This window comes from Streptomyces canarius (genome assembly GCF_014650735.1).
Taxonomy (GTDB): domain Bacteria; phylum Actinomycetota; class Actinomycetes; order Streptomycetales; family Streptomycetaceae; genus Streptomyces; species Streptomyces olivaceoviridis.
On record NZ_BMVN01000004.1, the window covers coordinates 20,546 to 46,408 of the forward strand.

Annotated in this window: 23 protein-coding genes; 14 read left to right on the forward strand and 9 right to left on the reverse strand. The window is 72.5% G+C overall.

Translation table 11 applies throughout. The annotated features are described in order from the left end of the window. Nucleotides 1-102 precede the first annotated feature (102 nt). Entirely contained in the window at nucleotides 103-795 is a 693-nt protein-coding gene (locus IE294_RS07025; RefSeq protein ID WP_189883476.1) for a FadR/GntR family transcriptional regulator, read from the forward strand. Here IE294_RS07025 and IE294_RS07030 read toward each other — a convergent pair. The 3 genes from IE294_RS07030 to fabG form a co-directional block, all read right to left on the reverse strand. Then, nucleotides 773-1,123 (reverse strand): hypothetical protein, encoded by a 351-nt coding sequence (locus tag IE294_RS07030; RefSeq protein ID WP_103813069.1) that lies wholly within the window; start codon nucleotides 1,121-1,123, stop codon nucleotides 773-775. The genes IE294_RS07025 and IE294_RS07030 overlap by 23 nt on opposite strands. Before the next feature lie 184 nt (nucleotides 1,124-1,307). Continuing rightward, the gene (fabI, locus tag IE294_RS07035) at nucleotides 1,308-2,075 is read right to left on the reverse strand and encodes an enoyl-ACP reductase FabI (protein ID WP_189883479.1); all 768 of its coding nucleotides are present in this window, start codon (nucleotides 2,073-2,075) and stop codon (nucleotides 1,308-1,310) included. A gap of 5 nt (nucleotides 2,076-2,080) precedes the next feature. Continuing rightward, entirely contained in the window at nucleotides 2,081-2,800 is a 720-nt protein-coding gene (fabG, locus tag IE294_RS07040; protein ID WP_189883484.1) for a 3-oxoacyl-[acyl-carrier-protein] reductase, read from the reverse strand. Between the two features lie 240 nt (nucleotides 2,801-3,040). On the opposite strand from fabG, the gene IE294_RS07045 reads away from it, so the two are divergent. The 3 genes from IE294_RS07045 (at nucleotide 3,041) to tyrS (ending at nucleotide 7,290) form a co-directional block, all read left to right on the forward strand. Then, complete coding sequence (locus IE294_RS07045) at nucleotides 3,041-4,564, forward strand: TldD/PmbA family protein (RefSeq protein WP_189883487.1); 1,524 nt, start codon at nucleotides 3,041-3,043, stop codon at nucleotides 4,562-4,564. Then, the gene (locus IE294_RS07050; RefSeq protein WP_189883490.1) at nucleotides 4,561-5,955 is read left to right on the forward strand and encodes a TldD/PmbA family protein; all 1,395 of its coding nucleotides are present in this window, start codon (nucleotides 4,561-4,563) and stop codon (nucleotides 5,953-5,955) included. The genes IE294_RS07045 and IE294_RS07050 overlap by 4 nt, the downstream gene beginning before the upstream one ends. Before the next feature lie 66 nt (nucleotides 5,956-6,021). Further along, complete coding sequence (gene tyrS, locus IE294_RS07055; protein WP_189883493.1) at nucleotides 6,022-7,290, forward strand: tyrosine--tRNA ligase; 1,269 nt, start codon at nucleotides 6,022-6,024, stop codon at nucleotides 7,288-7,290. Between the two features lie 72 nt (nucleotides 7,291-7,362). On the opposite strand, the gene IE294_RS07060 is transcribed toward tyrS, so the two are convergent. Then, the gene (locus tag IE294_RS07060; protein WP_189815392.1) at nucleotides 7,363-7,644 is read right to left on the reverse strand and encodes a GlsB/YeaQ/YmgE family stress response membrane protein; all 282 of its coding nucleotides are present in this window, start codon (nucleotides 7,642-7,644) and stop codon (nucleotides 7,363-7,365) included. A 244-nt stretch (nucleotides 7,645-7,888) separates the two neighbouring features. Here IE294_RS07060 and IE294_RS07065 point away from each other — a divergent pair, with 244 nt between their 5' ends. Both IE294_RS07065 and IE294_RS07070 read left to right on the forward strand, forming a co-directional pair. Beyond that, complete coding sequence (locus tag IE294_RS07065) at nucleotides 7,889-8,308, forward strand: DUF3099 domain-containing protein (protein ID WP_189883495.1); 420 nt, start codon at nucleotides 7,889-7,891, stop codon at nucleotides 8,306-8,308. Between the two features lie 220 nt (nucleotides 8,309-8,528). Beyond that, nucleotides 8,529-8,747, forward strand: a complete 219-nt coding sequence (locus IE294_RS07070; protein WP_189883498.1) for a hypothetical protein — start codon at nucleotides 8,529-8,531, stop codon at nucleotides 8,745-8,747. On the opposite strand, the gene moaA is transcribed toward IE294_RS07070, so the two are convergent. The 3 genes from moaA to IE294_RS07085 all read right to left on the reverse strand — a co-directional run bounded on the left by moaA (nucleotide 8,744) and on the right by IE294_RS07085 (nucleotide 11,927). After that, a complete protein-coding gene (moaA, locus tag IE294_RS07075; RefSeq protein ID WP_189883500.1) occupies nucleotides 8,744-9,733 on the reverse strand; it encodes a GTP 3',8-cyclase MoaA in 990 nt (329 codons plus the stop codon). The genes IE294_RS07070 and moaA overlap by 4 nt on opposite strands. 185 nt (nucleotides 9,734-9,918) lie before the next feature. Further along, the gene (locus IE294_RS07080) at nucleotides 9,919-11,574 is read right to left on the reverse strand and encodes a monocarboxylic acid transporter (protein WP_189883503.1); all 1,656 of its coding nucleotides are present in this window, start codon (nucleotides 11,572-11,574) and stop codon (nucleotides 9,919-9,921) included. Then, nucleotides 11,571-11,927 (reverse strand): DUF485 domain-containing protein, encoded by a 357-nt coding sequence (locus tag IE294_RS07085; RefSeq protein WP_189883506.1) that lies wholly within the window; start codon nucleotides 11,925-11,927, stop codon nucleotides 11,571-11,573. Before IE294_RS07085 ends, IE294_RS07080 begins: the two co-directional genes overlap by 4 nt. A 284-nt stretch (nucleotides 11,928-12,211) precedes the next feature. Here IE294_RS07085 and IE294_RS07090 point away from each other — a divergent pair, with 284 nt between their 5' ends. From IE294_RS07090 to IE294_RS07100, 3 genes are all read left to right on the forward strand, one after another. Continuing rightward, entirely contained in the window at nucleotides 12,212-13,738 is a 1,527-nt protein-coding gene (locus tag IE294_RS07090; protein ID WP_189883507.1) for a S8 family peptidase, read from the forward strand. A 97-nt stretch (nucleotides 13,739-13,835) separates the two neighbouring features. Next, nucleotides 13,836-15,353 carry a S8 family peptidase gene (locus IE294_RS07095; RefSeq protein WP_189883510.1) on the forward strand — a complete coding sequence of 506 codons (1,518 nt, stop codon included), beginning with the start codon at nucleotides 13,836-13,838 and terminating at the stop codon, nucleotides 15,351-15,353. A 67-nt stretch (nucleotides 15,354-15,420) separates the two neighbouring features. Next, entirely contained in the window at nucleotides 15,421-16,797 is a 1,377-nt protein-coding gene (locus tag IE294_RS07100; protein ID WP_189883512.1) for a CoA transferase, read from the forward strand. A gap of 78 nt (nucleotides 16,798-16,875) precedes the next feature. On the opposite strand, the gene IE294_RS07105 is transcribed toward IE294_RS07100, so the two are convergent. Further along, nucleotides 16,876-17,922 (reverse strand): zinc-dependent alcohol dehydrogenase family protein, encoded by a 1,047-nt coding sequence (locus tag IE294_RS07105; RefSeq protein ID WP_189883513.1) that lies wholly within the window; start codon nucleotides 17,920-17,922, stop codon nucleotides 16,876-16,878. 164 nt (nucleotides 17,923-18,086) lie between these two features. Continuing rightward, nucleotides 18,087-18,797 carry a VIT1/CCC1 transporter family protein gene (locus IE294_RS07110; protein WP_189883516.1) on the reverse strand — a complete coding sequence of 237 codons (711 nt, stop codon included), beginning with the start codon at nucleotides 18,795-18,797 and terminating at the stop codon, nucleotides 18,087-18,089. Between the two features lie 258 nt (nucleotides 18,798-19,055). Between IE294_RS07110 and IE294_RS07115 the strand changes: the two genes are divergently transcribed. The 5 genes from IE294_RS07115 (at nucleotide 19,056) to IE294_RS07135 (ending at nucleotide 25,861) form a co-directional block, all read left to right on the forward strand. Further along, complete coding sequence (locus tag IE294_RS07115; protein ID WP_189883518.1) at nucleotides 19,056-21,653, forward strand: MXAN_6230/SCO0854 family RING domain-containing protein; 2,598 nt, start codon at nucleotides 19,056-19,058, stop codon at nucleotides 21,651-21,653. Nucleotides 21,654-21,788: 135 nt separating this feature from the next. Next, nucleotides 21,789-22,772, forward strand: a complete 984-nt coding sequence (locus IE294_RS07120) for a DEDDh family exonuclease (protein WP_189883519.1) — start codon at nucleotides 21,789-21,791, stop codon at nucleotides 22,770-22,772. A gap of 98 nt (nucleotides 22,773-22,870) precedes the next feature. Continuing rightward, nucleotides 22,871-23,104, forward strand: a complete 234-nt coding sequence (locus tag IE294_RS07125; RefSeq protein WP_078611718.1) for a metallothionein — start codon at nucleotides 22,871-22,873, stop codon at nucleotides 23,102-23,104. Between the two features lie 16 nt (nucleotides 23,105-23,120). Beyond that, the gene (locus IE294_RS07130; protein WP_189883521.1) at nucleotides 23,121-23,951 is read left to right on the forward strand and encodes an SURF1 family cytochrome oxidase biogenesis protein; all 831 of its coding nucleotides are present in this window, start codon (nucleotides 23,121-23,123) and stop codon (nucleotides 23,949-23,951) included. Nucleotides 23,952-24,076: 125 nt separating this feature from the next. Continuing rightward, nucleotides 24,077-25,861, forward strand: a complete 1,785-nt coding sequence (locus IE294_RS07135; RefSeq protein WP_189883523.1) for a glycoside hydrolase family 15 protein — start codon at nucleotides 24,077-24,079, stop codon at nucleotides 25,859-25,861. The last annotated feature ends 2 nt before the right edge of the window (nucleotides 25,862-25,863 follow it).

A 25,863-nucleotide genomic window follows, 5' to 3' on the forward strand; every position in this document is an offset into this window, starting at 1 on the left:
TCACTAGCCATGAGGCTCATCATAGAATCATGGGATGATTGGTTGTCCAACCCCGCACTACCCGTGGCCCGCGCGCCCCGGCCCCTCGTGCGAAGGTGAGCCATGCCTTTGAGCCACCCGCGCCGTTCGGCGCTGTCCGAACAGGTCATCGCCGCGCTGCGCCACCAGATCACGTCCGGCGAGTGGCCGGTCGGGTCGCGCATCCCGACGGAGCCGGAACTGGTCGAGCAGCTCGGCGTCGCCCGCAACACGGTCCGTGAGGCCGTCCGCGCGCTCGCCCACAACGGTCTGCTGGACATCCGCCAGGGCTCGGGGACGTACGTGGTGGCCACGAGCGAGCTGGCCGGGGTGATGCACCGCCGTTTCGCCGGCGCCGATCCGCGGCACATCGCCGAGCTGCGGTCCACGCTGGAGTCGGCGGCGGCGAAGCTGGCCGCCGAGCGGCGCACCGAGAAGGACCTCAAGCAGCTCGACGCGCTGCTGGCCCGGCGCGAGGAGGTCTGGGAGGGCGGCGACACGGAGGCCTTCGTGACCGCCGACGCCACCTTCCATCTGGCCGTGGTGGCCGCGTCCCACAACGACGTGATGACCGCGATGTACGCCGACCTGGGCGAGGTGCTGCGGGACTGGCTGCGCGCGGACGTCGGGGCGGGGCTGACCCCGGAGACGTACATGGACCACACGCGCCTGGTGGACGCGATCCGCGCGGGCGACACGGAGGCGGCGGCGACGGAGGCCGCGAGCTATCCGTTCCTGTGCAACCCGGGGCGGTTCACCGCACCTTCTGGTGGCTGATCCACACCGAGCGGACTTCCTTCCAGCACCGGCCGCTCAGCCGTACGGTCATCGCGGCCCCGGCGTCCACCGGGGCGCTGTCGGTGTCGATGTCCCACCAGCGGTCGCACTCGATGTGCAACCGCACACGGTCGGTGTCGACATAGGGGTTGTGGCAGTACGTCACCACGTGGGAACCCCGGACGGCCGTGCGGCAGGAGGCGCCGAACCGGCTCGGCGCGGGCGGCTTGCCGTCGCTCACGCGCGCGTGCGGCAGCGCGTCGTACGGCAGGGACAGGACGAGGGCGAGGGCCACGGTCACCGGGGCCAGGCTGCGGGACAGGCGCACCAGGGGACCTCCTCGGCCGGGCGGCGCGGGGACGAGCGAGGGTAGGCGTAATCCAGGGTGCGCCGTCCGCGCGGCGGCGGCCCGGCCGGTGAGCCGAACGGGTGGCGGCTCCCCCGGCCGAACGGGTGACGCCCCGTTCCCCGCCGGTGGCGGGGAACGGGGCGTCGGTGCGGTCCCGCGGCGATCAGGCGCCGATGGCGTGCAGACCGCCGTCGACGTGGATGATCTCGCCGGTGGTCTTCGGGAACCAGTCGCTCAGCAGGGCGACGACGCCGCGGCCGGCCGGCTCCGGGTCCTTCAGGTCCCACTCCAGCGGGGAGCGGGTGTCCCACACGGAGGCCAGCTCGCCGAAGCCCGGGATGGACTTGGCGGCCATGGAGCCGAGCGGGCCCGCCGAGATGAGGTTGCAGCGGATGTTCTGCTTGCCCAGGTCGCGGGCGATGTAGCGGCTGGTCGCCTCCAGGGCGGCCTTGGCCGGGCCCATCCAGTCGTACTGCGGCCAGGCGAACTGCGCGTCGAAGGTCAGGCCGACGACCGAGCCGCCGTTCTGCATCAGCGGCAGGCAGGCCATCGTGAGCGACTTCAGGGAGTACGCCGAGACGTGCATGGCGGTGGCGACCGACTCGAACGGCGTGTTCAGGAAGTTGCCGCCGAGGGCGTCCTGCGGGGCGAAACCGATGGAGTGGACGACGCCGTCGAGGCCACCCAGCTCCTCGCCGACCACGTCGGCCAGGCGGGCGAGGTGCTCGTCGTTGGTGACGTCCAGCTCGATGACCTTGGTGGGCTTCGGCAGCTTCTTGGCGACGCGCTCGGTCAGGGTGGGCCGCGGGAACGCGGTCAGGATGATCTCGGCGCCCTGCTCCTGGGCCAGCTTGGCGGTGTGGAAGGCGATGGAGGACTCCGTCAGCACGCCCGTGATCAGGATGCGCTTGCCGTCGAGGATTCCGCTCATGGTGATCAGTGACCCATTCCCAGTCCGCCGTCAACCGGGATGACGGCTCCAGTGATGTACGAGGCGTCGTCCGAGGCGAGGAACCGCACCGTCGCGGCGATCTCCTCGGGCTGCGCGTAACGGCCGAGCGGCACCTGAGAGACGATGTTCTGGCGCTGCTCGTCGGTGAGCACCTTGGTCATGTCGGTGTCGACGAAACCGGGCGCGACGACGTTGAAGGTGATGTTGCGCGAGCCCAGCTCCCGGGCGAGGGAACGCGCGAAGCCGACCAGGGCGGCCTTGGATGCGGCGTAGTTCGCCTGACCCGCCGAGCCGAGCAGGCCGACCACGGACGAGATCAGGACGACGCGGCCCTTCTTGGCGCGCAGCATGCCGCGGTTGGCACGCTTGACGACACGGAAGGTGCCCGTGAGGTTGGTGTCGATGACCGAGGTGAAGTCCTCCTCGGACATGCGCATGAGGAGCTGGTCCTTGGTGATGCCCGCGTTGGCGATCAGGACCTCGACCGGACCGTGCTGCTCCTCGATCTCCTTGTAGGCCTGCTCCACCTGCTCGGGGTCGGTGATGTCGCACTTGACGGCCAGGCAGCCCACATCCGTCAGGGCGGCCGGCGGCTCACCCGAGCGGTATGTGATCGCGACCTTGTCGCCGGCATCGGCGAATGCGCGGGCGATGGCGAGGCCGATGCCCCGGTTGCCTCCGGTGACGAGAACCGAGCGGCTCAACGGATCACCCTTTCGATAGCGGTTGCACACATCCGCCCGAACACCTGGATGACAGGCGGCTTCAGCGAAAACCTATCGGTAACGGCACGCGCACGGGCGAGCGGGCACCGACAGTGGCGTGGGGATGTCACTGTCGGGTCTCTACAGAACGCGTGGTTCCGGGGACCGAAAGGTGTGGTCCGCCGGGCCGGTCCCGGGACATGATCGGAGCCGACAGGCCACGACAGCAGGGAGACCTCCGTGCCGCATTCCATCGACGAAGCCTTCACGGCGCTTCCCCTAAGGGCCCTCGCCGACGCCGCGCTCGCGCGCGCGCGTGCGCTGGGGGCCGAGCACGCGGACTTCCGGTTCGAGCGGGTGCGCAGCGCGTCCTGGCGGCTGCGGGACGCGAGGCCCGCCGGATCGTCGGACACCACCGACCTCGGGTACGCGGTCCGGGTGGTGCACGGCGGCACGTGGGGCTTCGCCTCCGGGGTGGACCTGACCATGGACGCCGCCGCCAGGGTCGCCTCGCAGGCCGTGGCCATGGCCAAGCTGTCCGCGCAGGTGATCAAGGCCGCCGGGTCCGACGAGAGGGTCGAGCTGGCCGGCGAGCCGGTGCACGCCGACAGGACGTGGATCTCGTCGTACGAGATCGACCCGTTCTCGGTGCCGGACGAGGAGAAGTCCGCGCTGCTCGCGGAGTGGAGCGCGCGGCTGCTGGCCGCGCCGGGCGTCGACCATGTGGACGCCTCGCTGCTCACCGTGCACGAGAACAAGTTCTACGCCGACACCGCCGGGACCGTGACCACCCAGCAGCGGGTGCGGCTCAATCCGCAGCTGACGGCCGTGTCGGTGGACGAGTCGAGCGGGGAGTTCGACTCCATGCGCACCATCGCCCCGCCGGTGGGTCGCGGCTGGGAGTACCTGACCGGCACCGGCTGGGACTGGGACGGCGAACTGGAGCGGATCCCGGAGCTGCTCGCCGAGAAGATGCGGGCGCCGAGCGTGGAGCCGGGCCTGTACGACCTGGTGGTCGACCCCTCCAACCTGTGGCTGACCATCCACGAGTCCATCGGGCACGCCACCGAGCTGGACCGCGCCCTCGGCTACGAGGCCGCCTACGCCGGCACCTCCTTCGCCACCTTCGACCAGCTGGGCAAGCTGAAGTACGGCTCCGAGCTGATGAACGTCACCGGCGACCGCACCGCCGAGCACGGCCTCGCGACCATCGGCTACGACGACGAGGGCGTGGCGGCGCAGTCCTGGGACCTGGTGAAGGACGGCACGCTGGTCGGCTACCAGCTCGACCGGCGGATCGCGCGGCTGACCGGGTTCGAGCGGTCCAACGGGTGCGCGTTCGCCGACTCGCCGGCGCACGTGCCGGTGCAGCGCATGGCCAACGTGTCCCTCCAGCCGGACCCGGCCGGGCTGTCCACCGAGGACCTGATCGGCGGTGTCGACCGGGGCATCTACGTCGTCGGCGACCGGTCCTGGTCGATCGACATGCAGCGCTACAACTTCCAGTTCACCGGCCAGCGCTTCTTCAAGATCGAGAACGGGCGGATCACCGGGCAGCTGAAGGACGTCGCCTACCAGGCCACGACCACGGAGTTCTGGGGCTCCATGGCCGCCGTGGGCGGGCCGCAGACCTATGTCCTCGGCGGTGCCTTCAACTGCGGCAAGGCCCAGCCGGGCCAGGTGGCGGCCGTGTCCCACGGGTGCCCGTCCGCCCTCTTCAAGGGCGTCAACATTCTGAACACCACGCAGGAGGCCGGTCGATGAGCGCCCGTACCCACAGGCCGCACGAGGTCGTCGAGCAGGCGCTGGCGCTGTCCCGGGCCGACGGCTGTGTCGTCATCGCCGACGAGCACTCCACCGCCAACCTGCGCTGGGCGGGCAACGCGCTCACCACCAACGGGGTGACGCGGGGCCGTACGCTCACCGTGATCGCGACCGTGGACGGCGCGCAGGGCACCGCCTCCGGTGTGGTGTCCCGGTCCGCGGTCACCGCCGAGGAGCTGGAGCCGCTGGTGCGGGCCGCGGAGGCCGCGGCGCGCGGTGCCGGGCCCGCCGAGGACGCGCAGCCGCTGGTCGGCGGGGTGCCGGAGTCCCCGGACTTCACGGACGCGCCCGCCGAGACCTCCTCCGCCGTGTTCGCCGACTTCGCGCCGGCGCTCGGCGAGGCCTTCGCACGCGCGCGTGCCGGCGGCAGGGAACTGTACGGCTTCGCCAACCACGAGCTGGTCTCGACGTACGTCGGGACGTCCACCGGGCTGCGCCTCAGGCACGACCAGCCCACCGGCACGCTGGAGCTGAACGCCAAGTCACCGGACCGTGCGCGCTCGGCGTGGGCCGGCCGGTCCACGCGGGACTTCAAGGACGTCGACCCGGGCGCCATGGACGCCGAGCTGGCCGTACGGCTCGGCTGGGCGGAGCGGCGCCTGGAGCTGCCCGCGGGCCGCTACGAGACGCTGCTGCCGCCGACCGCCGTGGCGGACCTGCTGATCTACCAGCTCTGGTCGGCGTCGGGCCGGGACGCGGCCGAGGGCCGGACGGTGTTCTCCAAGCCCGGTGGGGGCACGCGGGTCGGTGAGAAGCTCAGCGAGCTGCCGCTGACCCTGCGCAGCGACCCGAACGAGCCCGGCCTGGAGTGCCCGCCCTTCGTGGTCGCGCACTCCTCCGGCGGCGACCAGTCGGTGTTCGACAACGGGCTGCCGGCCCACGCCACCGACTGGATCTCCGAGGGCGTGCTGAAGCACCTGACCACCACCCGGCACAGCGCGGGGCTGACCGGGCTGCCGGTCGCCCCGGTGCTCGGCAACCTGATCCTGGACGGCGGTGACGACCGTTCCCTGGAGGAGATGGTCGCGGACACCGAGCGCGGGCTGCTGCTGACCTGCCTGTGGTACATCCGGGAGGTCGACCCGGCGACGCTGCTGCTGACGGGCCTGACCCGGGACGGCGTCTACCTCGTGGAGAACGGGGAGGTGACCGGGCAGGTGAACAACTTCCGGTTCAACGAGTCGCCGGTGAACCTGCTCGGCCGGGCCACGGAGGCCGGGCGGACGGAGAAGACGCTGCCGCGCGAGTGGAGCGACTGGTTCACGCGGGCCGCGATGCCCGCGCTGCGGGTCCCCGATTTCAACATGAGCTCTGTCAGCCAGGGCGTATAACCTCGTAGGCGTTCGTGGTCGGGTGTCACCCGGCTGCCCGAAGATCATCAAGGAGACACGAGAACCGTGACGGACATCGTCGACGAGCTGAAGTGGCGGGGGCTCATCGCCCTCTCCACGGACGAGGACGCACTGCACAAGGCGTTCGCGGACGGCCCCGTCACGTTCTATTGCGGCTTCGACCCGACCGCGCCCAGTCTGCACCTCGGCAACCTCGTGCAGATCCTGACGATGCGCCGCATCCAGGAGGCGGGCAACCGTCCGCTGGCGCTGGTCGGCGGTGCCACGGGCCTCATCGGCGACCCGAAGCCCACGGCCGAGCGCACGCTGAACGCGCCGGAGGTGGTGGCCGGCTGGGTGGAGCGGCTGCGCGCGCAGATCGAGCCGCTGCTCCACTTCGACGGGCCGAACGCCGCGGTGATGGTCAACAACCTGGACTGGACCCAGGGCCTGTCGGCCATCGAGTTCCTGCGGGACATCGGCAAGTACTTCCGGGTCAACAAGATGATCGCCAAGGAGGCCGTCTCCCGCCGGCTCAACTCCGACGCGGGCATCAGCTACACCGAGTTCAGCTACCAGATCCTCCAGGGCATGGACTTCCTGGAGCTGTACCGGCGGCACGGCTGCACACTCCAGACCGGCGGCAGCGACCAGTGGGGCAACCTCACCTCGGGCACGGACCTGATCCACCGGGTCGAGCCGGAGGCCGTGGTGCACGCGCTGGGCACCCCGCTGATCACCAAGGCGGACGGCACCAAGTTCGGCAAGACCGAGTCCGGCACGGTGTGGCTGGACCCCGAGATGACCACGCCGTACGCGTTCTACCAGTTCTGGGTCAACGCGGACGACCGGGACGTCTCCAAGTTCCTGCGCATCTTCAGCTTCCGGTCCCGTGAGGAGATCGAGGACCTGGAGCGGCAGACGCAGGAGCGTCCGCAGGCCCGGGCGGCGCAGCGGGCGCTGGCCGAGGAGCTGACGACGCTGGTGCACGGCGCCGGGCAGACGGCCGCGGTGATCGCCGCGTCCCGCGCCCTGTTCGGGCAGGGCGAGCTCGCGGAGCTGGACGAGCGGACGCTGGCGGCGGCGCTGTCCGAGGTGCCGAACGTCCAGGTCACCGAGCTGGCTGCGGTGACCGACCTGCTCGCCGAGGTCGGCCTGGTCGCCAGCAAGTCCGCCGCGCGGCGGACCGTGAAGGAGGGCGGGGCCTACGTGAACAACGTGAAGGTCACGTCCGAGGACGCGGTGCCGTCCGCCGGGGACCTGATTCACGGGCGGTGGCTGGTGCTGCGGCGCGGGAAGAAGAATCTGGCCGCCGTGGAGGTCACGGGCGCCTGAGCGTCGTAGGAGCGTGGGGCAGCCGGCGACCGCGTTGCGGCCGGTCGTGCGGGGCTCCGCGCTCCTTGCGGCTCAGGCCCGCTGCTGCTTCCGCTTGCCCAGCGTCGCCATGTACAGGGCGTCCACCGCGGCGACGATGATGATCGCGGCCACGAGCTGGAAGATGTGACGGCTCCAGTCGATGCCGCGGGTCGACGCCACGCCGACGGCACGGGCGACCGCGTTGCCCACGATGGCGCCCAGCATGCCGCAGATGGTGGTCAGCCACAGGGGGCTGTGCTGCTTGCCCGGGATGATCGCCTTGGCGATGAGACCCAGCACGAATCCCACGATGATCGCCCACAACCAGCCCATGGCTGCCTCCTCGTACGGCTCGACGTGAGCATTACGGCCAGTGTGGTTCGGTCCGCCGGACGGCGCATGTCGGGTTCCCCCGTACGCGGCGGGGCCCCGGGCGTCGTCGCAGGCCGGTGGCGACCCGGTCTCGAAGGCGGCGCGGGCGCGGCGTACCGTGGGAGGTGTCCCGGCCGGTTCCCCGCCGGAAGTGGACGAGGGTGCGGGCCGGGGAGAGTCCGATGTGGGCGGATGGTGGAATGTGATGCGGAAACAGCACGGCGGCAGCGTCCAGGTGTTCCGGATCACCGGCGCCCGGGCCGGACTCGCCGAGGATGTCCGGGGCCGGCAGCGGCGGTATGTGATCTCCATGGGGATCCGTACCGTGTCGGTGATTCTCGCGGTCTCCCTGTGGAACGTCGAGCGGTACGTCGCGATCGTCGCGCTCGTGCTCGGCGCGATCCTGCCCTATATCGCGGTGGTGATCGCCAACGCGGGCCGGGAAAGGCCGCCGTCCCTGCCGTCCACGTTCGTCACCGCGCCGATGCGGCCGATGATCGCGCCGTCAGGGGCCGAGGACGGACGGTCGGATTCCACGTGGGAGTCGGTGCGGGAATCCGCGGCGCGGGACGTGCCGACGAATCCGGCGCCCGAAGCGCGCGGTGAGCACACCGATCCGGTCTGAGCACGGCGGACGCCCGGGAAGCGGAATGCGACCATGTGGCAAGCTCAAGAAAAGCTCAGATCAATCCTGTTGTTCCAGTGCCGGGCGGCGGGGTACCCGTGACATACTGCGTACGCGCTCCGCATCCCCCGTCGGAGCGATGGACCGACGCCGGGCAGCTCCCCCCGTGGCTGCCCGGCGTCGCCTTGTTTGAGCCCATGAGACGAACCCGAGACGAACCGTGAGTGACGAGACCCCGATCTGCTCCGCCAAGGGCTGCCGTGCCGCCGCCGTGTGGGTGCTGGCGTGGAACAACCCGAAGGTGCACACACCGGAGCGGCGCAAGACATGGCTGGCCTGTGAGGAGCACCGCGAGCACCTGTCGCAGTTCCTCGGGGTGCGGGGCTTCCTGAAGGACGTGGTGGCGTTCGACGAGTGGCGGGGGGCCGAGGGACCCTAGCCGCCGATCGCGGACATCGGGCGGTCCGGCTGGACGAACGACGGGTCGTCCAGGCCCGCTCCCGCCTTCTTGCCCCACATGGCGAGCTTCCAGATGCGGGCGATCTCCTCGTCCGGGGCGTCCGAGCGCAGGGCCGTGCGCAGGTCGGTCTCCTCCGTGGCGAACAGGCAGGTGCGTATCTGGCCGTCGGCGGTCAGGCGGGTGCGGTCGCAGGCCGCGCAGAACGGCCGGGTGACCGAGGCGATCACACCGACGCGGTGCGGGCCGCCGTCCACCAGCCAGCGCTCGGCCGGGGCCGATCCGCGTTCGGCCGCGCCCTCGGGGCTGAGGTCGAAGCGGGTGCGCAGGGAGGCCAGGATGTCCCCGGCGGTGACCATGCCCTCGCGCTTCCAGCCGTGCTGGGCGTCCAGGGGCATCTGCTCGATGAAGCGCAGTTCGTAGTCGTGCTCCACCGCCCAGGCGAGCAGGTCCGGGGCCTCGTCGTCGTTCAGCCCCGGCATCAGGACCGCGTTGACCTTGACGGGGCTCAGCCCGGCTTCGCGGGCCGCCTCCAGGCCCTCCAGCACGTCCTTGTGGCGGTCGCGGCGGGTGAGGGTCTTGAAGACGTCGGGGCGCAGGGTGTCCAGGGAGACGTTGACCCGGTCCAGGCCCGCGGCCTTCAGCGCGGTCGCGGTGCGCCTGAGACCGATGCCGTTGGTGGTGAGGGACATCTGCGGGCGCGGCTCCAGCGCCGCGACGCGTTCCACGATGCCGACCAGGCCCGGGCGCAGCAGGGGCTCACCGCCGGTGAAGCGGACCTCTTCGATGCCGAGCTCGCGGACCGCGATGCCGATGAGGCGGACGATCTCGTCGTCCGTGAGCAGGTCGGGCTTGGCCAGCCATTGCAGGCCCTCCTCGGGCATGCAATAGGTGCAGCGCAGATTGCACCGGTCGGTCAGCGAGACCCTCAGATCGGTGGCCACTCGGCCGTAGGTGTCGATGAGCACGTGGGTCCCCTCCCTCTCCCGGTCACTCGTCGCCGGGCGCGCGTGCGTCGTCCGTCACCTGCGAGCCTACGTGACGCCGCTGACATCGACACGGCACGATCCCACGAGGTACGGCCCGACCGCGTCGTAGGACCGTACAGTCCGTGCCGACGCGGTCGTCCGTACGCACCCTCCGCGGGCTTGTGTCAGTGCGCTCCGGTGCCGGTCAGGGACCGCACCTCCAGTTCCGCGTACTTGTCCGCGTCCGGGGTCTCCTTCGACAGCAGGGTGCCCACGACGCCGAGCAGGAAGCCGACCGGGATGGAGATGAGCCCGGGGTTCTCCAGCGGGAACCAGTGGAAGTCGACGCCGGGGAACATCGAGGTCGGCTTGCCGGAGACCACCGGGGAGAACAGCACCAGGCCGACCGCGGTGACCAGGCCGCCGTAGATGGACCACAGGGCGCCCGCGGTGGTGAACCGCTTCCAGAACAGGCTGTAGAGGATGGTCGGCAGGTTGGCGGAGGCGGCGACCGCGAAGGCGAGGGCGACCAGGCCGGCCACGTTCAGGTCGCGGGCCAGGGCGCCGAGCACGATGGAGACCGCGCCGATGCCGACGGTCGCCCAGCGGGCCGCGCCGATCTCCTGCTTCTCGGTGGCCTGGCCCTTCTTGATGACGTTCGCGTAGATGTCGTGCGCGAACGAGGACGACGAGGCCAGGGTCAGGCCGGCGACGACCGCGAGGATCGTGGCGAAGGCGACGGCGGAGATGGTGGCGAGCAGGACGGCTCCCCAGTTGGAGTCGACGCCGCCCAGATGCAGGGCCAGGAGCGGTGCCGCCGTGTTGCCCGCCTTGTTGGAGGCGATGATCTCGTCCGGTTTGATCAGTGCGGCGGCGCCGAAGCCGAGGGCGAGGGTCATCAGGTAGAAGGCGCCGATCAGGCCGATCGCCCAGATGACGGACTTCCGGGCGGCCTTGGCGGTGGGGACCGTGTAGAAGCGGATCAGGATGTGCGGAAGGCCGGCGGTGCCCAGGACCAGGGCGATGCCGAGCGAGAGGAAGTCCAGCTTGGTGGTGCCGGTGGCGCCGTACTTCAGGCCGGGTTCCAGGAAGGCGCTGCCCTTGCCGCTGTTGTCGGCGGCCTTGCCGAGCAGGTCGGAGATGTTGAAGTCGAACTTCAGCAGGACGAGGAAGGTCAGCAGCAGGGCGCCGATGATCAGCAGGACCGCCTTGACCATCTGGACCCAGGTGGTGCCCTTCATGCCGCCGATGGTGACGTACACGATCATCAGCACGCCGACCAGGGCGACGATGCCGATCTTGCCGCCGTCGCTGGTGATGCCCAGCAGGAGCGAGACGAGGACGCCGGCGCCGGCCATCTGCGCCAGCAGGTAGAAGATCGACACGACGATCGTGGAGGTGCCGGCGGCCGTGCGGACGGGACGCTGGCGCATCCGGTAGGCCAGCACGTCGCCCATGGTGTAGCGGCCGGAGTTGCGCAGCGGCTCGGCGACCAGGAGCAGGGCGACGAGCCAGGCGACGAGGAAGCCGATGGAGTACAGGAAGCCGTCGTAGCCGAACAGGGCGATGGCGCCGGCGATGCCGAGGAACGACGCGGCGGACATGTAGTCGCCGGAGACGGCGAGTCCGTTCTGGAAGCCGGTGAACTGCCGTCCGCCGGCGTAGAAGTCGGCGGCGTCCTTGGTCTGCCGGCCGGCCCAGACGGTGATGACGAGGGTCGCGGCGACGAACACCGCGAACAGGGTGATGATCAGCGTCCGGTGCTCGCTCGCCTCGCCGGCGGCGAGCAGGGTGTGCGACGCCCGGCCGGTGGCCGACAGGGTGTGCTGCGCGGGGCTCATGCTCCGCCCTCCATCCGGGACTTGATGGCCTCGGCCTTCGGGTCGAGCTTGGCCGCGGCGTGCCGCGCGTACCACCAGGCGATGAGGAACGTGGTGAGGAACTGGGCGAGGCCCAGGACGAGGGCCACGTTGATGGTGCCGACGACCTTGGTGCCCATGAAGTCGCCCGCGTAGTTGGACAGCAGGACGTACAGCAGGTACCAGGCGATGAAGGCGATGGTCAGCGGGAAGGCGAAGGAGCGGTGGGCGCGGCGCAGTTCACCGAACTCCGCGCTCTGCTGCACCTCGGTGAACTCCTCGGTGGAGGGAAGGGAAGCTGGGTGTTTCGCGGGTGGCGGTGTCTCGGTGGCCACGGGCTCTCCTCGCGTGACGGGCATGCGCTGTCTGGCTTCACAGAACCGGGCTTACGTTACCGGTAGTCGCGGGGCGACTCCGGTGGGTGATCCCGGCGCGGGGGCGCCGGTTTCGACGGGCCCCCCGTCCACGGTCACGGCGCCCCGCGCGGGCCGGTTCAAGTCCCCCGGGCTCTTTCGGAGATCGGGCGCGGCAGATAGCTTCGGCCTGCACCACCCGCCATGTACCTGCCCGAACACGACCGTGTCCGGGCGGTTTCGTATCCGGATGATGTGGAGATCCCATGGCTCATCTGCGCTCCAGACGCCGGCTCGCGCTCGCCGTGCCCGTCGTGCTGTCGCTGACCGCCTCGCTCGGCTTCCTGCCGTCGGTGGCCTCGGCGGCACCCGCCGCGGACACGGTGGCGCGGGCGGCGGACGGCCCGAATCTCGCCTACGTGGTCAACACCCGTACGGACGACCGCACGATCGCGTCGGTGCGGCGGGAGATCGCGCGCAACGGCGGCACGGTGGTGGCCGGTTACGACCGGATCGGCGTCATCGTCGTCCACTCCGCGAACCCGGACTTCGCCGCGCGGATGCGGGCGGTGCGCGGGGTCGACTCCGCGGGCGCCACCCGGACCGCGCCGCTGAGCGCGGCCGGGACGACAGACGAGGGCGCGGCGCAGGTGCTGTCCCGGGCGGAGCAGGCGCGGCTCGCGGCGGGCGCGACGGCGGGCGAGGAGCCGCTGGAGGCGGACCAGTGGGACCTGCGGGCGATCGGTGCCGACCGCGCCGCGAAGGTGAATCCGGGCAGCCGGAACGTCACGGTCGGGGTCATCGACACGGGCGTGGACGACACCCACCCGGACATAGCCCCGAACTTCTCCGCGTCCCAGTCGGCGAGCTGTGTGAGCGGCAAGGCGGACACGACGTACGGCGCGTGGCGGCCGGCGGACGCCGACCACTACCACGGCACCCATGTGGCCGGTGAGATAGCCGCCGCCCGCAACGGCATCGGCGTGGCCGGTGTGGCGCCGGGCGTAAAGGTCGCGAGCATCACGGTGGCGCAGCCGGACGAGACGTCGCTGTTCTACCCGGAGAGCGTGGTCTGCGCGTTCGTGTTCGCCGCGGATCACGGCATCGAGATAACCAACAACAGCTACTACGTTGACCCATGGCTGTACAACTGCATGGACGACCCCGATCAACGTGCCATCGTTGATGCGGTCAACCGGGCCCAGCTCTACGCCCAGCGCAAGGGCACGCTCAACGTCGCCTCCGCGGGCAACTCCAACGACGACCTGGACGCCGACGCCCTCGTGGACGACTCCAGTCCCGACGACTCCACGGCCCAGACCCGCACGATCGACCCGCACGAGTGCTTCGACGTGCCGACCCAGCTGCCCGGTGTGGTGACCGTGAGCGCGGTGGGCGTGAAGGGCACCAAGTCGTACTACTCCAGCTACGGCCAGGGCGTGGTCGACGTGGCGGGGCCGGGCGGCGACAAGTACCAGATCCCGGACACGCCGTCGAAGAACGGCCGCGTCCTGTCCACCCTGCCGAACAACCAGTACGGCTTCCTCCAGGGCACCTCCATGGCCTCCCCGCACGTGGCCGCGGTGGCCGCGCTGCTCAAGTCGGCCCACCCGCACGCCACTCCGGCGCAGTTGCGGGCGCTGCTGAAGGCCCAGGCCGACAACCCGGGCTGCCCGGCCGGACCGTACGACGGTGACGGCGACGGGGTCGTGGACGCGACCTGCGCCGGTGGCAAGCGGGTCAACGGCTTCTACGGCTTCGGGGTCGTCGACGCGCTGCGCGCGGTCGAGTAGCCGGACGGCAGCCCGCACGCCGCCGTCGTCCGACGGCGCTTCACCCGCACTTCCCGTACGACGCGCTCGTACCGCGAACGAACTGGAGAGAACACCCATGACAGCGCCCACGTCGCGCTACCGCCGCGCCCTCGCCCTCCCCGCCGGGATGGCCCTGGCCACGGCCCTCGCGTTCCTGCCCGGCGTCAACGCCTCTGCCGCCACCGGCACCCCGGCGGCCTCCGCCGACGGGCCGACGCTCAGCTATGTCGTCAACGTCCGCCCGGGACACGCCGTGTCGGCGCGCGTCCAGCAGGCGATCGCCGAGGCCGGGGGCTCGGTGGTGGTCGCGTACGACCGGATCGGCGTGATCGTCGCCCACTCGGCGAACCCGGGCTTCGCCCAGCGGATCCGCTCCGTGCGCGGAGTCGACTCGGCCGGAGCCACGCGCAACGCGCCGCTGCCCGCCCAGTCCACCACCGACATGGGCACGCCCAGGACGCTGAGCGCCGGGGAAGCCGCCCAGGTGACGGCGGCCGACGGCCAGGACCCGCTGGAACCGCTCCAGTGGGACCTGCCCGCCATCAAGGCCGACAAGGCGCACGAGAAGACGCTGGGCAGCCGGGACGTCACGGTCGCCGTCATCGACACGGGCGTCGACGACACCCACCCGGACATCGCGCCGAACTTCGACCGCGCCGCGTCCGCCAACTGTGTGTCGGGCAAGCCGGACACGACGGACGGCGCCTGGCGGCCGAGCGCGTCGGAGAGCCCGCACGGCACGCATGTGGCGGGTGAGATCGCCGCCGCGAAGAACGGCGTGGGCGTCACCGGTGTGGCACCGGGCGTCAAGGTCGCCGGCATCAAGGTCGCCAACCCGGACGGCTACTTCTACACGGAGGCCGTGGTCTGCGGCTTCGTGTGGGCGGCCGAGCACCACGTCGACGTGACCAACAACAGCTATTACACCGACCCGTGGTACTTCAACTGCACCACCGACCCGGACCAGAAGGCGCTCGTGGACGCCGTCACCCGGGCCTCGCGGTACGCGGAGCGCAAGGGCGCGGTCAACGTCGCGGCGGCGGGCAACGAGAGCTACGACCTCGCGTCCGACTCGATCACCGACCCGGTCTCCCCGAACGACGGCACGCCCTCGGACCGGGTGATCGACCCGCACGAGTGCTACGACATACCGACCCAGCTGCCGGGTGTCGTGACGGTGGCGGCGACGGGTGCCAAGGGCCTGAAGTCGTCCTTCTCCAACTACGGCCTCGGGGTCATCGACATCGCCGCGCCCGGCGGCGACTCGACGGCCTACCAGAAGCCCGAGCCGCCGGCGACCAGCGGCCTCATCCTGGGTCCGCTGCCGGGCGGCAAGTGGGGCTACATGGCCGGTACGTCCATGGCGACCCCGCATGTCGCCGGCGTTGCCGCATTGATCAAGTCAACCCATCCGCACGCCTCCGCGGCCCTGGTGAAGGCGCTGCTGTACGCCGAGGCCAACCCCACGCCGTGCACGGACCCGTACGACATCAACGGTGACGGCAAGGTGGACGCGGTGTGCGAGGGGTCGAAGAACCACAACGGCTTCTACGGACGGGGCACGGCGGACGCGCTGGCCGCGGTGACCCGGTAGGCCGTCCTGGAGGACCACGCGTCGGCACCCTCGCATATTGATTGAGTCAATACTGCATAGTGCAGTCATGACTTCTATCGCGTACGCGTGGTCCGCTCTGGGCGGCGATCCCGCCCGTCTCGCACGGCTCACCACCGTCGCGCGGGAAGGCGCGCTCCCGGCGCGCCTTCCCGTACGGCGGCTCGCCCGGGCATGCGTCGGCGCGTGCGCGCTGGCCGCCGCGGAACTGGCGGCCCACCGGGCCGGTCTCGCCGAGGTGCCCGGTGTCCGGGTCGACGACGGCGCCGTCGCCACCGCCTTCCACAGCGAGCGGGTCCTCCAGGTGGACGGCCGTGCGCCGACGGTCTTCGCACCGCTGTCGCGGTTCTGGCGCACGGCCGACGGCTGGGTGCGCACGCACGCCAACTACCCGCACCACCGGGCCCGGCTGCTCGGCGCGCTCGACCTGCCGGCGGACGCCTCGGCCGAGGAGGTCGCCGGCCGGCTCGCCGAGCGTTCCGCCCGGGAGACCGAGGACACCGTCTACGACGCCGGTGGCCTCGCCGTGGCCCTGCGCACCCCGCAGGAGTGGCGGGCGCACCCGCAGGCCGCCGAGGTGGCCGCACGGCCGCTGGTCGAGCGCGCCCGACTGGATCCGGCACCCGCGCGCGTGCTGCCGCCCCTGGACCCGGCCGCCGCCGTCCTGCTGCCCGCCGCCGGGCTGCGCGTCCTGGACCTGACCCGGGTGCTGGCGGGCCCGGTCGCCACCCGCACCCTGGCCCTGCTCGGCGCGGACGTGCTGCGCGTGGACGCCCCCCGGCTGCCGGAACTGCCGGACCAGCACGCCGACACGGGTTTCGGCAAGCGGTCCGCCACGCTCGACCTGGCCGCCGGCCGGGAGACCTTCGAGGAACTGCTGCGCACCGCCGACGTCGTGGTGACCGGGTACCGGCCGGGCACGCTCGACCGGTTCGGACTCGCACCGCGCGCGCTGGCCGAGCGGCGCCCCGGCCTGGTCGTGGCCCAGGTGTCGGCGTGGGGCGGGTACGGGCCGTGGGGCGGACGGCGCGGCTTCGACAGCCTGGTGCAGGTCGCGACCGGCATCGCGGCAACCGAGGGCTCGGCGGAGCGGCCCGGCGCGCTGCCCGCGCAGGCGCTGGACCACGGCACCGGCTATCTGCTGGCGGCGGCCGTGCTGCGGGCACTGACCGAGCAGTCGTACGACGGCGGGAGCCGGCTGGTCCGGCTGGCGCTGGCCCGGACCGCCCACTGGCTGACCGACGGCACCCTGTCCACGGCGGCCGAGGGGGCGCCGTACGCCGGCCCCGACGCCTGGCTGGCCGAGACGGACAGCCCCCTGGGCCGCCTCCGGCACGCCCGCCCGGCCGTGTCCTTCACCGGCGGCCCCGCCGACTGGGCGCGGCCTCCGGTGCCGTGGGGGTCGGACCCGGCGGAGTGGCGGTGACGGGTTGATCCGGCTGTGGACGGCGTCGACCGTTGACGGATGGTGACGGAATCGGTCCAGCCTCGATCCAGCGCTGGTTCAGCCGTTGGTCACCAGCACCTTGAGCGCGGTGCGTTCGTCCATGGCCTTGTAGCCGGCGGGTACGTCCTCGATGCCGACGGTCATGTCGAACACCGGCGAGGGGTCGATCGTGCCGTCGAGCACGTCCGGCAGCAGGTCGGGGATGTAGGCGCGGACCGGCGCGACACCGCCGCGCAGGGCGATGTTCCGGTCGAACATCACGCCGAGGTCCAGGCCGGTGCCGCTGCCGTGGGGCACGCCGACGAAGCCGATGGCGCCGCCGTCGCGGGCGATGTTGACGGCCGTCCGCATGGACTGCTCGGTGCCGACCGCCTCCACGACCGCGTGGGCACCCTGCCCGCGCGTGAGCTCACGGACGGCCTCGACGGCCGCGTCCCCGCGCTCGGCGACGACGTCGGTGGCGCCGAACCGGCGCGCGATGTCGGTGCGCACCTCGTGCCGGCCGAGCGCGATGATCCGCTCGGCGCCGAGCCGCTTGGCGGCCAGGACGGCGCACAGGCCGACCGCGCCGTCACCGATGACGGCGACCGTGGCGCCGGGCCGGGCACCCGCGCCGAGGGCGGCGTGGTGGCCGGTGCCGAGGACGTCGGAGAGGGTCAGCAGAGCCGACAGCAGGTGGTCGTCGGAGGCCGCGTCCTTGGGGACCTGGACGAGGGTGCCGTCGGCGAACGGCACGCGGAGGGCCTCGCCCTGGCCGCCGTCGTAGCCGACGGCACCCCAGACGCCGCCGTGCTCGCAGGACGTCGTCAGGCCCTCGCGGCAGTAGTCGCAGACGCCGTCGGACCACATGAAGGGCGCGACCACCAGGTCACCGCGCCGCACGGTGCTCACCTCGGAGCCGGTCTCCTCCACGACGCCGAGGAACTCGTGCCCGATGCGCTGCCCCGGCTGCCGGGCCGCCTCGCCCCGGTAGGCCCACAGGTCGCTGCCGCAGATGCAGGCCCGCAGCACCCGCACCACGGCGTCGGTGGGCAACTGCACCACGGGCTCGGGCACCTCCTCCACGCGCAGCTCGAACGGGGCGTGGATGGTGGTGGCGCGCATGGCGGGGATCCTTCTCGTGCGGGGTCGTTCCGGGCGTGCGGACTCGCGCAGGGTGGTGCGGCGTCGCACAGGGTCGTACGGTCGTCGGAGGCCCGGGGTGCCGGGCCCACTTCACCGTACGCCGGGGCCGCCGCCGTCCGCGCGGCCAGGGGTGCCCCGCCCGGTCACACCCCCGCCGCCCCCAGCAGGCTCCCCGCCGCGTACGTCACCGCCATCGCCAGGGCGCCGCCCACCACGTTGCGCAGGACCGCGCGTTTCGGGGCCGCCGCGCCGAGGCGGGCGCTGCTCCAGCCGGTGAGGGTCAGGGCGGCCAGGACCGAGAGGACGGTGACGGCGAGCCGCCAGTCGGCCGGGGGCAGGACGATGGCCAGCAGGGGCAGCAGCGCGCCCACGGTGAACGCCAGGAAGCTCGCCCAGGCCGCGTGCCAGGGGTTGGTCAGCTCGTCCGGGTCGATGCCCAGCTCCACGCGCGCGTGCGCCCTCAGCGCGTCCCGCGCGGTGAGCTGTTCGGCGGCCTCGCGGGCCACCTCGCGGGACAGGCCGCGCTGTTCCAGCAGCTCGGTCAGCTCCCGCAGTTCGGCCTCCGGCTGCTCGCGCAGTTCCCGTTTCTCCACGGCCAGCGCGGCCATCTCGGAGTCGCGCTGGGTGGAGACGGAGACGTACTCGCCGGCCGCCATGGACATCGAGCCGGCGAGCAGACCGGCCAGTCCGGCGGTGAGCAGGGCGCTGCGGCTCCCGGTGGCGCCGGCCACGCCGACGACCAGTCCCGCGGTGGACACGATGCCGTCGTTCGCGCCGAGCACGGCCGCCCGGAGCCAGTTCAGCCGGGCGCCGAGCGCGCCGCCGTGGGGCTCGTCATGGGTGGGTTCCGTCACAGCAGGGAGGATCGCATCCCGGGGGCACGCCCGCCGCGCCGACCCCCCGCGCGCGGGCAGCGGGCCGCTCGCGCCGGGCGCCGGGACCCACCGGTGCCGCACGGAAATCCGCTGGCGCCCGAACTGCCGTACGCCTACTGTTCCTGATCGCGGGGGCGGCTCCGCCGGCGTGCTTCCTTCTCTTCCCACCTCTGGAATCCACAGCGCGCCCACTCTCCGCCCCCGCCCCACCTTCTTCTCCGCACCGGGGGATTCCGCTTGTCCGAACTGGCGTCCGTGCTGCTCCGCCGTCTCCGTACCGTCTACGTCGACCAGGCCGGACCACGCCCGGGCGACCCGTCGACGACGGAGGGGCTCATCGCCCTGGAGGGCGAGCTGCTCGACCGGGGCTTCGCGCCGACGGCACAGCTGCGCGCGGCCCTCGCCTGGCTCGGCCCCGCCGGGCTCGCGGACGCCGGCCGGCGGCTGATCCGGCACCTCGACGCCGAACTGGGCGCGGACCGCACCCATATGCCGCTGTTCCGCTCCTTCCCCGTCTCCGTGCCCGACGACACGTTCGGACTCTACGTCGACCGGGTCTTCGCCCTGCTGCTCCAGTGGCCCGCCCAACCGTGCGTGCTGTGCGGCACGGTGGGCGGTGTGCACCCGGTGGCGCCGTGCGCGCACCTGGTGTGCCGCGCGTGCTGGGACGGCGCCGACTACACCGGCTGCCCGCTGTGCCGCCGCCGGATCGACCCAGCCGACCCGTTCCTGGTGCCGGGCGAGCCGCGCCGCCCCCGGGAGGTGCCGCCCGGCCCGCTGAAGCTGCTCGCACTCGGCACGGACGTCCGCGGGGACACGGTCCGCGCGCTGCGCACGCTGCTGGCCCGGCGCACCCCCCTGCCCGCGCAGGACCGCGCCGACCTCACGGTGCTGCTGGCGCACGCGCCGGCGGACCTCGGCTGGTTCCCGGCGCACATCCCGGTCCGGGAGACGAAGGCGCTCGTGCTCGGCACCCTGCTGCGCGACCGGCACACGCGCGTGGCGGCCACCGATCTGCTCGGCACGCACCTGACGACCGCCACGGACGTGCTGCGGCTGCTGTGCGTGTGGTCCGGCGGCGCGGCGGACCTCATGGCGCCGCCCCGGCTGCGCTCGCTGCCCCGCGCGCTGCGCCGCCGGCTGCTCGGCCTGCTCGACTCCTTCGCCGTGCCCTCGCTGGTGGAGGACGTCCTGCGGCACCCGGCCGCGTGGAAGCGGGCCGCCGAGACCCTGCACCCCTTCGAGCACCACGCCCGCCGTCCCGGGGCCGCCCTCGCCTTCGCCGTGCTGCGCGGCACGCCGGTCGCGGACGGCAGCGCCCTGGGCGAGGCCCTGCTGCGCACGGCCGCCGCCCACCCGGAGGCCGTCCGGGTCGCGGACGGCCGGATCCGGGCGGCCACCTGGCGCGCGCGTGCGGAACAGGCGCTGGCCGGGCGGGACACCGGCGCCGCGCTCGTCCTCCTGGCACAGCGGCCGGGCGAACTGCTGCGCCGGCTGGACCACCTGCTGCGGCTGCGCGAACTCGACGTACTGCCCGAGGAGTTCGCGGAGGTGCTGCGGCGGGCGCTGCCCGGGGCGGGTCCCGGCCCGCTGCTGGCCGCGCTGGGCCGGCTGCGCGTCCGTCATCTCCCCGGCGAGCGGCGGGTGTTCCTCCCGCGCGGGCAGGTCACGCACGCGTACACGGCCGACGACACGCGCCCGCCGCTCGCCGAGGCGGTCACCACGCGCGTGTGCGCGCTGCTGGAGGCGGAGGCGCTGCGCCGCCTGGCCGGCGGGTCCCGGTTCGACCTGGCGGTGCTGGACTCGGCGCTCGCGGGGCTCGCGGTGCCCTCCGCCGAGCGTGCCGCCGCCAAGGCCCTGGTGTCGGTGCCGCGCGGCAGCACCCAGCCCCTGCCCGCCGGTGAGGTGCTGCGCCTGTTCCTGCACTGGACGGAACCCGAGAGGACCCGGGTGGACCTGGACCTGTCGGTGGCGCTGTACGACGAGGACTGGGAGTTCGCCGGTCTGTGCGACTACACGAACCTCGTGTACGGCGACCGGTGGGCCGTCCACTCCGGCGACCTGACGTCGGCTCCGGCTCCGGACGGCGCCACCGAGTACGTCGACCTGGACCTCGGCGCGCTCGGCGGGCGGGGCGTGCGGTACGCGGTGCCGGTCGTCTTCAGCTTCAACGGCATCCCGTTCGAGGAACTGCTCGACGCCTTCGCCGGTTTCATGGCACTGCCGTCGGCGGCGGAGGGGGCGCGCGGCGCCGGGTACCACCCGCGCGCGGTACGGCAGCGCTACGACCTGGAGGGCGACTCGCGCATCCACGTGCCGATGCTGGTCGACCTGCGCCGGCGCACGTTCCTGTGGACGGACCTGCACCTGCCGTCGGCCGAGGGGTATCACGACGTGGCCCGGCACCGGGGGGACCTGGGCCGGGTCGCCCGGGACCTGTTCCGGTACTTCGCGCACGGCCGTACGACGCTGTGGGACCTCGCGGTGTGGCACGCGGCGGCGCGCGGCGACGAGGTGTTGGTCGTCCGGCGCGCGCCCGCCGCCGACGAGCTGTGGCACTACCGGCGCCGGGACGGGGAGACGGACAGCGCGTTCGCCGCCCGGATCCGGGCCCTTGAGGCGCCGGAGCGGCGTGAGCCCGCGGGGGACGCGGCGGACGCCGACGCCCGTGCGGGTGAAGCGGCGGCGAAGAAGCGCGTGTTGCTGGCGCTGGTGCACGGCGGGGTGGCACCGGAGGGCGCGACCGGGGAGGTGTACCGGCTGCTGCCCGGCCCCGCCGACGGCTGCGGGCTCGCGCCGCTGACGGCGGGGGACCTGGTGGCGGCGCTGGGGTGAGTTTCGCAGCAGCGCCGAACTCGCCGTCCCATGGGCATGGGTGTGCGGTGGCCGAGCGGGAGGGCGAGCCCGGGTTGGGTGCGAACGGGACCTGAGGGACCGCGCTGTCAGTCGTGGCCCGTATCCTCAGTGACCATGCTCGAAGACCGTGCGACCGCAGTGTCCTCCCCCACCCAGTGGCCGGCCACGTATCCGCAGGGATACGCGGTCGTTGACGTGGAGACCACCGGCCTGGCCCGGGACGACCGGATCATCTCCGCGGCCGTCTACCGGCTGGACGCGCGCGGTGAGGTGGAGGACCACTGGTACACGCTGGTCAACCCGGAGCGGGACCCGGGCCCGGTGTGGATACACGGTCTGACGAGCGAGACGCTGGCCGGCGCGCCCCTGTTCGCGGACATCGCGGAGGAGTTCGCCGCCCGGCTGGAGGGCCGGGTGCTCGTCGCGCACAACGCCGTCTTCGACTGGCAGATGATCGCGCGGGAGTACGCGCGCGTGCGGCGCGAGGCGCCGGTGCGGCAGCGGCTGTGCACCATCGCGCTGTCGAAGGAGCTGGCACTGCCGCTGCCCAACCACAAGCTGGAGTCACTGGCGGCGCACTTCGGGGTCGTGCAGCAGCGGGCGCACCACGCGCTGGACGACGCGCGCGTGCTGGCGGAGGCGTTCCGGCCCAGCCTGCGGGCCGCGGCGGCGGGCGGCGTACGGCTGCCGCTGCTGGAGTGCCGGCCGCTGACGGAGTGGTCGGACCGGCCCGTGCCCCGGCAGGCGTCGGGTGGCTACGGCGGCTATCGGACCGGCGGTTGGCGCCCGTCCCGCAAAAGGTCCGCATGCCCCTATCCCAACCCAGGGCGCTACGAAGACGGCAAACGCCTCAAACAGGGCATGCGGGTGGCCTTCTCCGGCGACACCTCGACCGAGCGCGAGCTACTGGAGGACCGGGCCGTGGAGGCCGGACTGCACGTCGCCACCAGCATCTCCCGGCTGACCAGCCTGCTGGTGACCAACGACCCCGACTCGGGCACGTCGAAGACGGTGAAGGCCCGCCAGTACGGCACGCCGATCGTGGACGAGGCCGCGTTCGGGCAGCTGCTGGGGGATGTCGAGCCCGCCGACGAGTGAACGCGCCGCGTGTCGAGCCGTCGTACGATCGGGTGATTCCCCACGACTCACCCGGCGCCCGCTCGCCGGGGGATCGGCGACGGCTCACCCTGTGGCGCATGGCGACATGCGAAGTGTGCGGCAACGACTACGGAATGACCTTCGAGGTGCACGCGCAGGGCGCGGTGCACGTCTTCGACTGCTTCTCCTGCGCGATCCACCGCATGGCCCCGATCTGCGAGCACTGCCGGGTGCAGATCATCGGCCAGGGCGTGGAGGTGGAAGGCCACTGGTACTGCGGCGCGCACTGCGCCCGCCAGGAGGGGAGGGCCGGAATCGTCGACCGGGTCTGACCCGGTACCCGCCCGAATGCGCCCCACGGCCCGGAGGTACCGTCGTGGGGTGCACCGCTACCGCTTCCTGTTGTCCCGCCAGTGGGTGATCCTCACCCTCGTCGCGATCGCGCTGATCCCGACGATGATAAAGCTGGGCTTCTGGCAGCAGCACCGCTACGAGCAGCGCACCGCACGCAACAACCTGGTCTCCGCGGCGCTGCACGCCGAGCCGGTCCCGGTCGAGCGGCTGACCTCCCCCGGGCACACCGTGACCCGCGCCGACAAGTACCGCACGGTCACCGCGACCGGCACCTTCGAGACCTCGAAGGAGGTCGTGGTCCGGCGCCGGACGAACTCCGACGGCGAGGTCGGCTTCCACGTCCTCACCCCGTTCGTCCTCGACGACGGCAAGGTGCTGCTCGTCAACCGCGGCTGGATCCCGGCGAACGGCGCGCAGACCGCCTTCCCGAAGATCCCCGCCCCGCCGGCCGGCCGGACCACCGTCAGCGGGCGGCTGATGGCCGACGAGACGACCTCGGCGAGCGGCATCAAGAACGTCGAAGGCCTCCCCGACCGGCAGATCATGCTGATCAACAGCGCGGAGGAGGCCCGGCGGCTCGGCGCGCGGGTGCTCGGCGGCTACGTCCAGCAGACGGCGCCCGAGCCCAAGGGCGGCTCCCCGGAGCAGATCTCCGACCCGGGCAGCGAGGACGCCCCGCTGAACTACGCGTACATGATCCAGTGGTGGCTGTTCGCGGCAGGCGTGCCGGTCGGCTGGTGGTTCCTGGTCCGGCGGGAGCTCCGCGACCGGGAGGAGGCCGCGGCCCAGCAGCAGCCGAAGGAGAGCGAACCGGCCACGGTGTGAGCGGGCGGCGCCTCCCGTCCGGCCGGGCGCGGTGTCCCCCGCTGCCCACCGGCTTCGGCGCGGACACGTCACTCCCCCGGCGCACCACCTGATTGGCCCCCTGGTCCCCAGGGAAGCCGCATCCCGTGAACGCGCGCATCGAGGACTACGCCCTCATCGGCGACGAGCAGACCGCGGCCCTGGTCGGCAGGGACGGCTCGATCGACTGGCTGTGCCTGCCGCGCTTCGACTCCGGTTCCTGCTTCGCCCGGCTGCTGGGCGACGAGGACCACGGCTACTGGCGGATCGCGCCGAAGGGGGCGGACGTCTGCACGCGCCGCGCCTACCGGACCGACACCCTGGTGCTCGACACCGAGTGGGAGACCGCCGACGGGGTGGTGCGCGTCACCGACCTGATGCCGCAGCGCGACCGCGCCCCCGATGTCGTACGGATCGTGGAGGGCGTCAGCGGCCGGGTCACCGTCCGCAGCACACTGCGCCTGCGCTTCGACTACGGCTCGGTCATGCCGTGGGTGCGCCGCTCGGACGGCCACCGGGTGGCCGTCGCCGGGCCGGACTCCGTCTGGCTGCGCGCCGAGCCGGCCGTGCACACCTGGGGCGAGGACTACGGCACCCACGCGGAGTTCACCGTCGCGGAGGGCGAGCGGGTCGCGTTCGTACTGACCTGGCACCCCTCGCACGAGAAACGCCCGCCGCTCACCGACCCGTACGAGGCGCTGGAGAGCAGTGTCACCGACTGGCGGCGCTGGGCCCGCCGGTGCCGGTACGACGGTCCGTACCGGGACGCGGTCGTCCGCTCGCTCATCACCCTCAAGGCGCTCACCTACGCCCCGACCGGCGGGATCGTCGCGGCGGCGACCACCTCACTACCCGAACAGCCGGGCGGCGTGCGCAACTGGGACTACCGGTACTGCTGGCTGCGCGACTCCACCCTCACGCTCGGCGCGCTGCTCTCGGCCGGCTTCCAGGACGAGGCCGGGGCCTGGCGCGACTGGCTGCTGCGCGCGGTCGCCGGCAACCCGGCCGACCTTCAGATCATGTACGGCGTCGCGGGCGAGCGGCGGCTGCGGGAGATCGAGCTGCCCTGGCTGCCCGGCTTCGCCGGCTCCTCCCCCGTACGCGTCGGCAACGGCGCCGTCGACCAGCTCCAGCTGGACGTGTACGGCGAGGTGATGGACTCGCTGTCGCTGGCCCGCTCCTCGGGCCTGCCCACGAAGCCGCACATGTGGGCCATGCAACGTTCGCTGATGACGTTCCTGGAGTCGGCGTGGCGGCAGCCGGACGAGGGCCTGTGGGAGGTGCGCGGCGGCCGGCGCCAGTTCGTGCACTCCAAGGTGATGGTGTGGGTGGCCGCCGACCGGGCGGTGAAGACCCTGGAGCGGCACCGGACGTTGCAGGGCGACCTGGAGGGCTGGCGCCGGCTGCGCGACGAGGTGCACCGCGAGGTCTGCGAGAAGGGCTTCGACCGGGAGCGCAACACGTTCACCCAGTACTACGGCTCCCGGGAGCTCGACGCCTCCCTGCTGCTCATCCCGCGCGTCGGGTTCCTGCCGCCGGACGACCCGCGGGTGGTCGGCACGGTCGACGCGATCCGCGCCGACCTCGGCCACGACGGCTTCCTGCGCCGGTACGACACCGAGGACTCGGTGATCGACGGCCTGCCGAGCGGCGAGGGCGCCTTCCTGGCCTGCTCGTTCTGGCTGGCGGACGCGCTGCACCTGACCGGCCGGACGAAGGACGCCCGGGAGCTGTTCGACCGGCTGGTGGGCCTGTGCAACGACGTGGGCCTGCTGGCCGAGGAGTACGACCCCGTGGACGGCTGCCAGCTGGGCAACTTCCCGCAGGCGTTCAGCCACGTCGGCCTGGTGAACACCGCGCTGATCCTCTACGGGGACGACCGGGCAGGATAGGG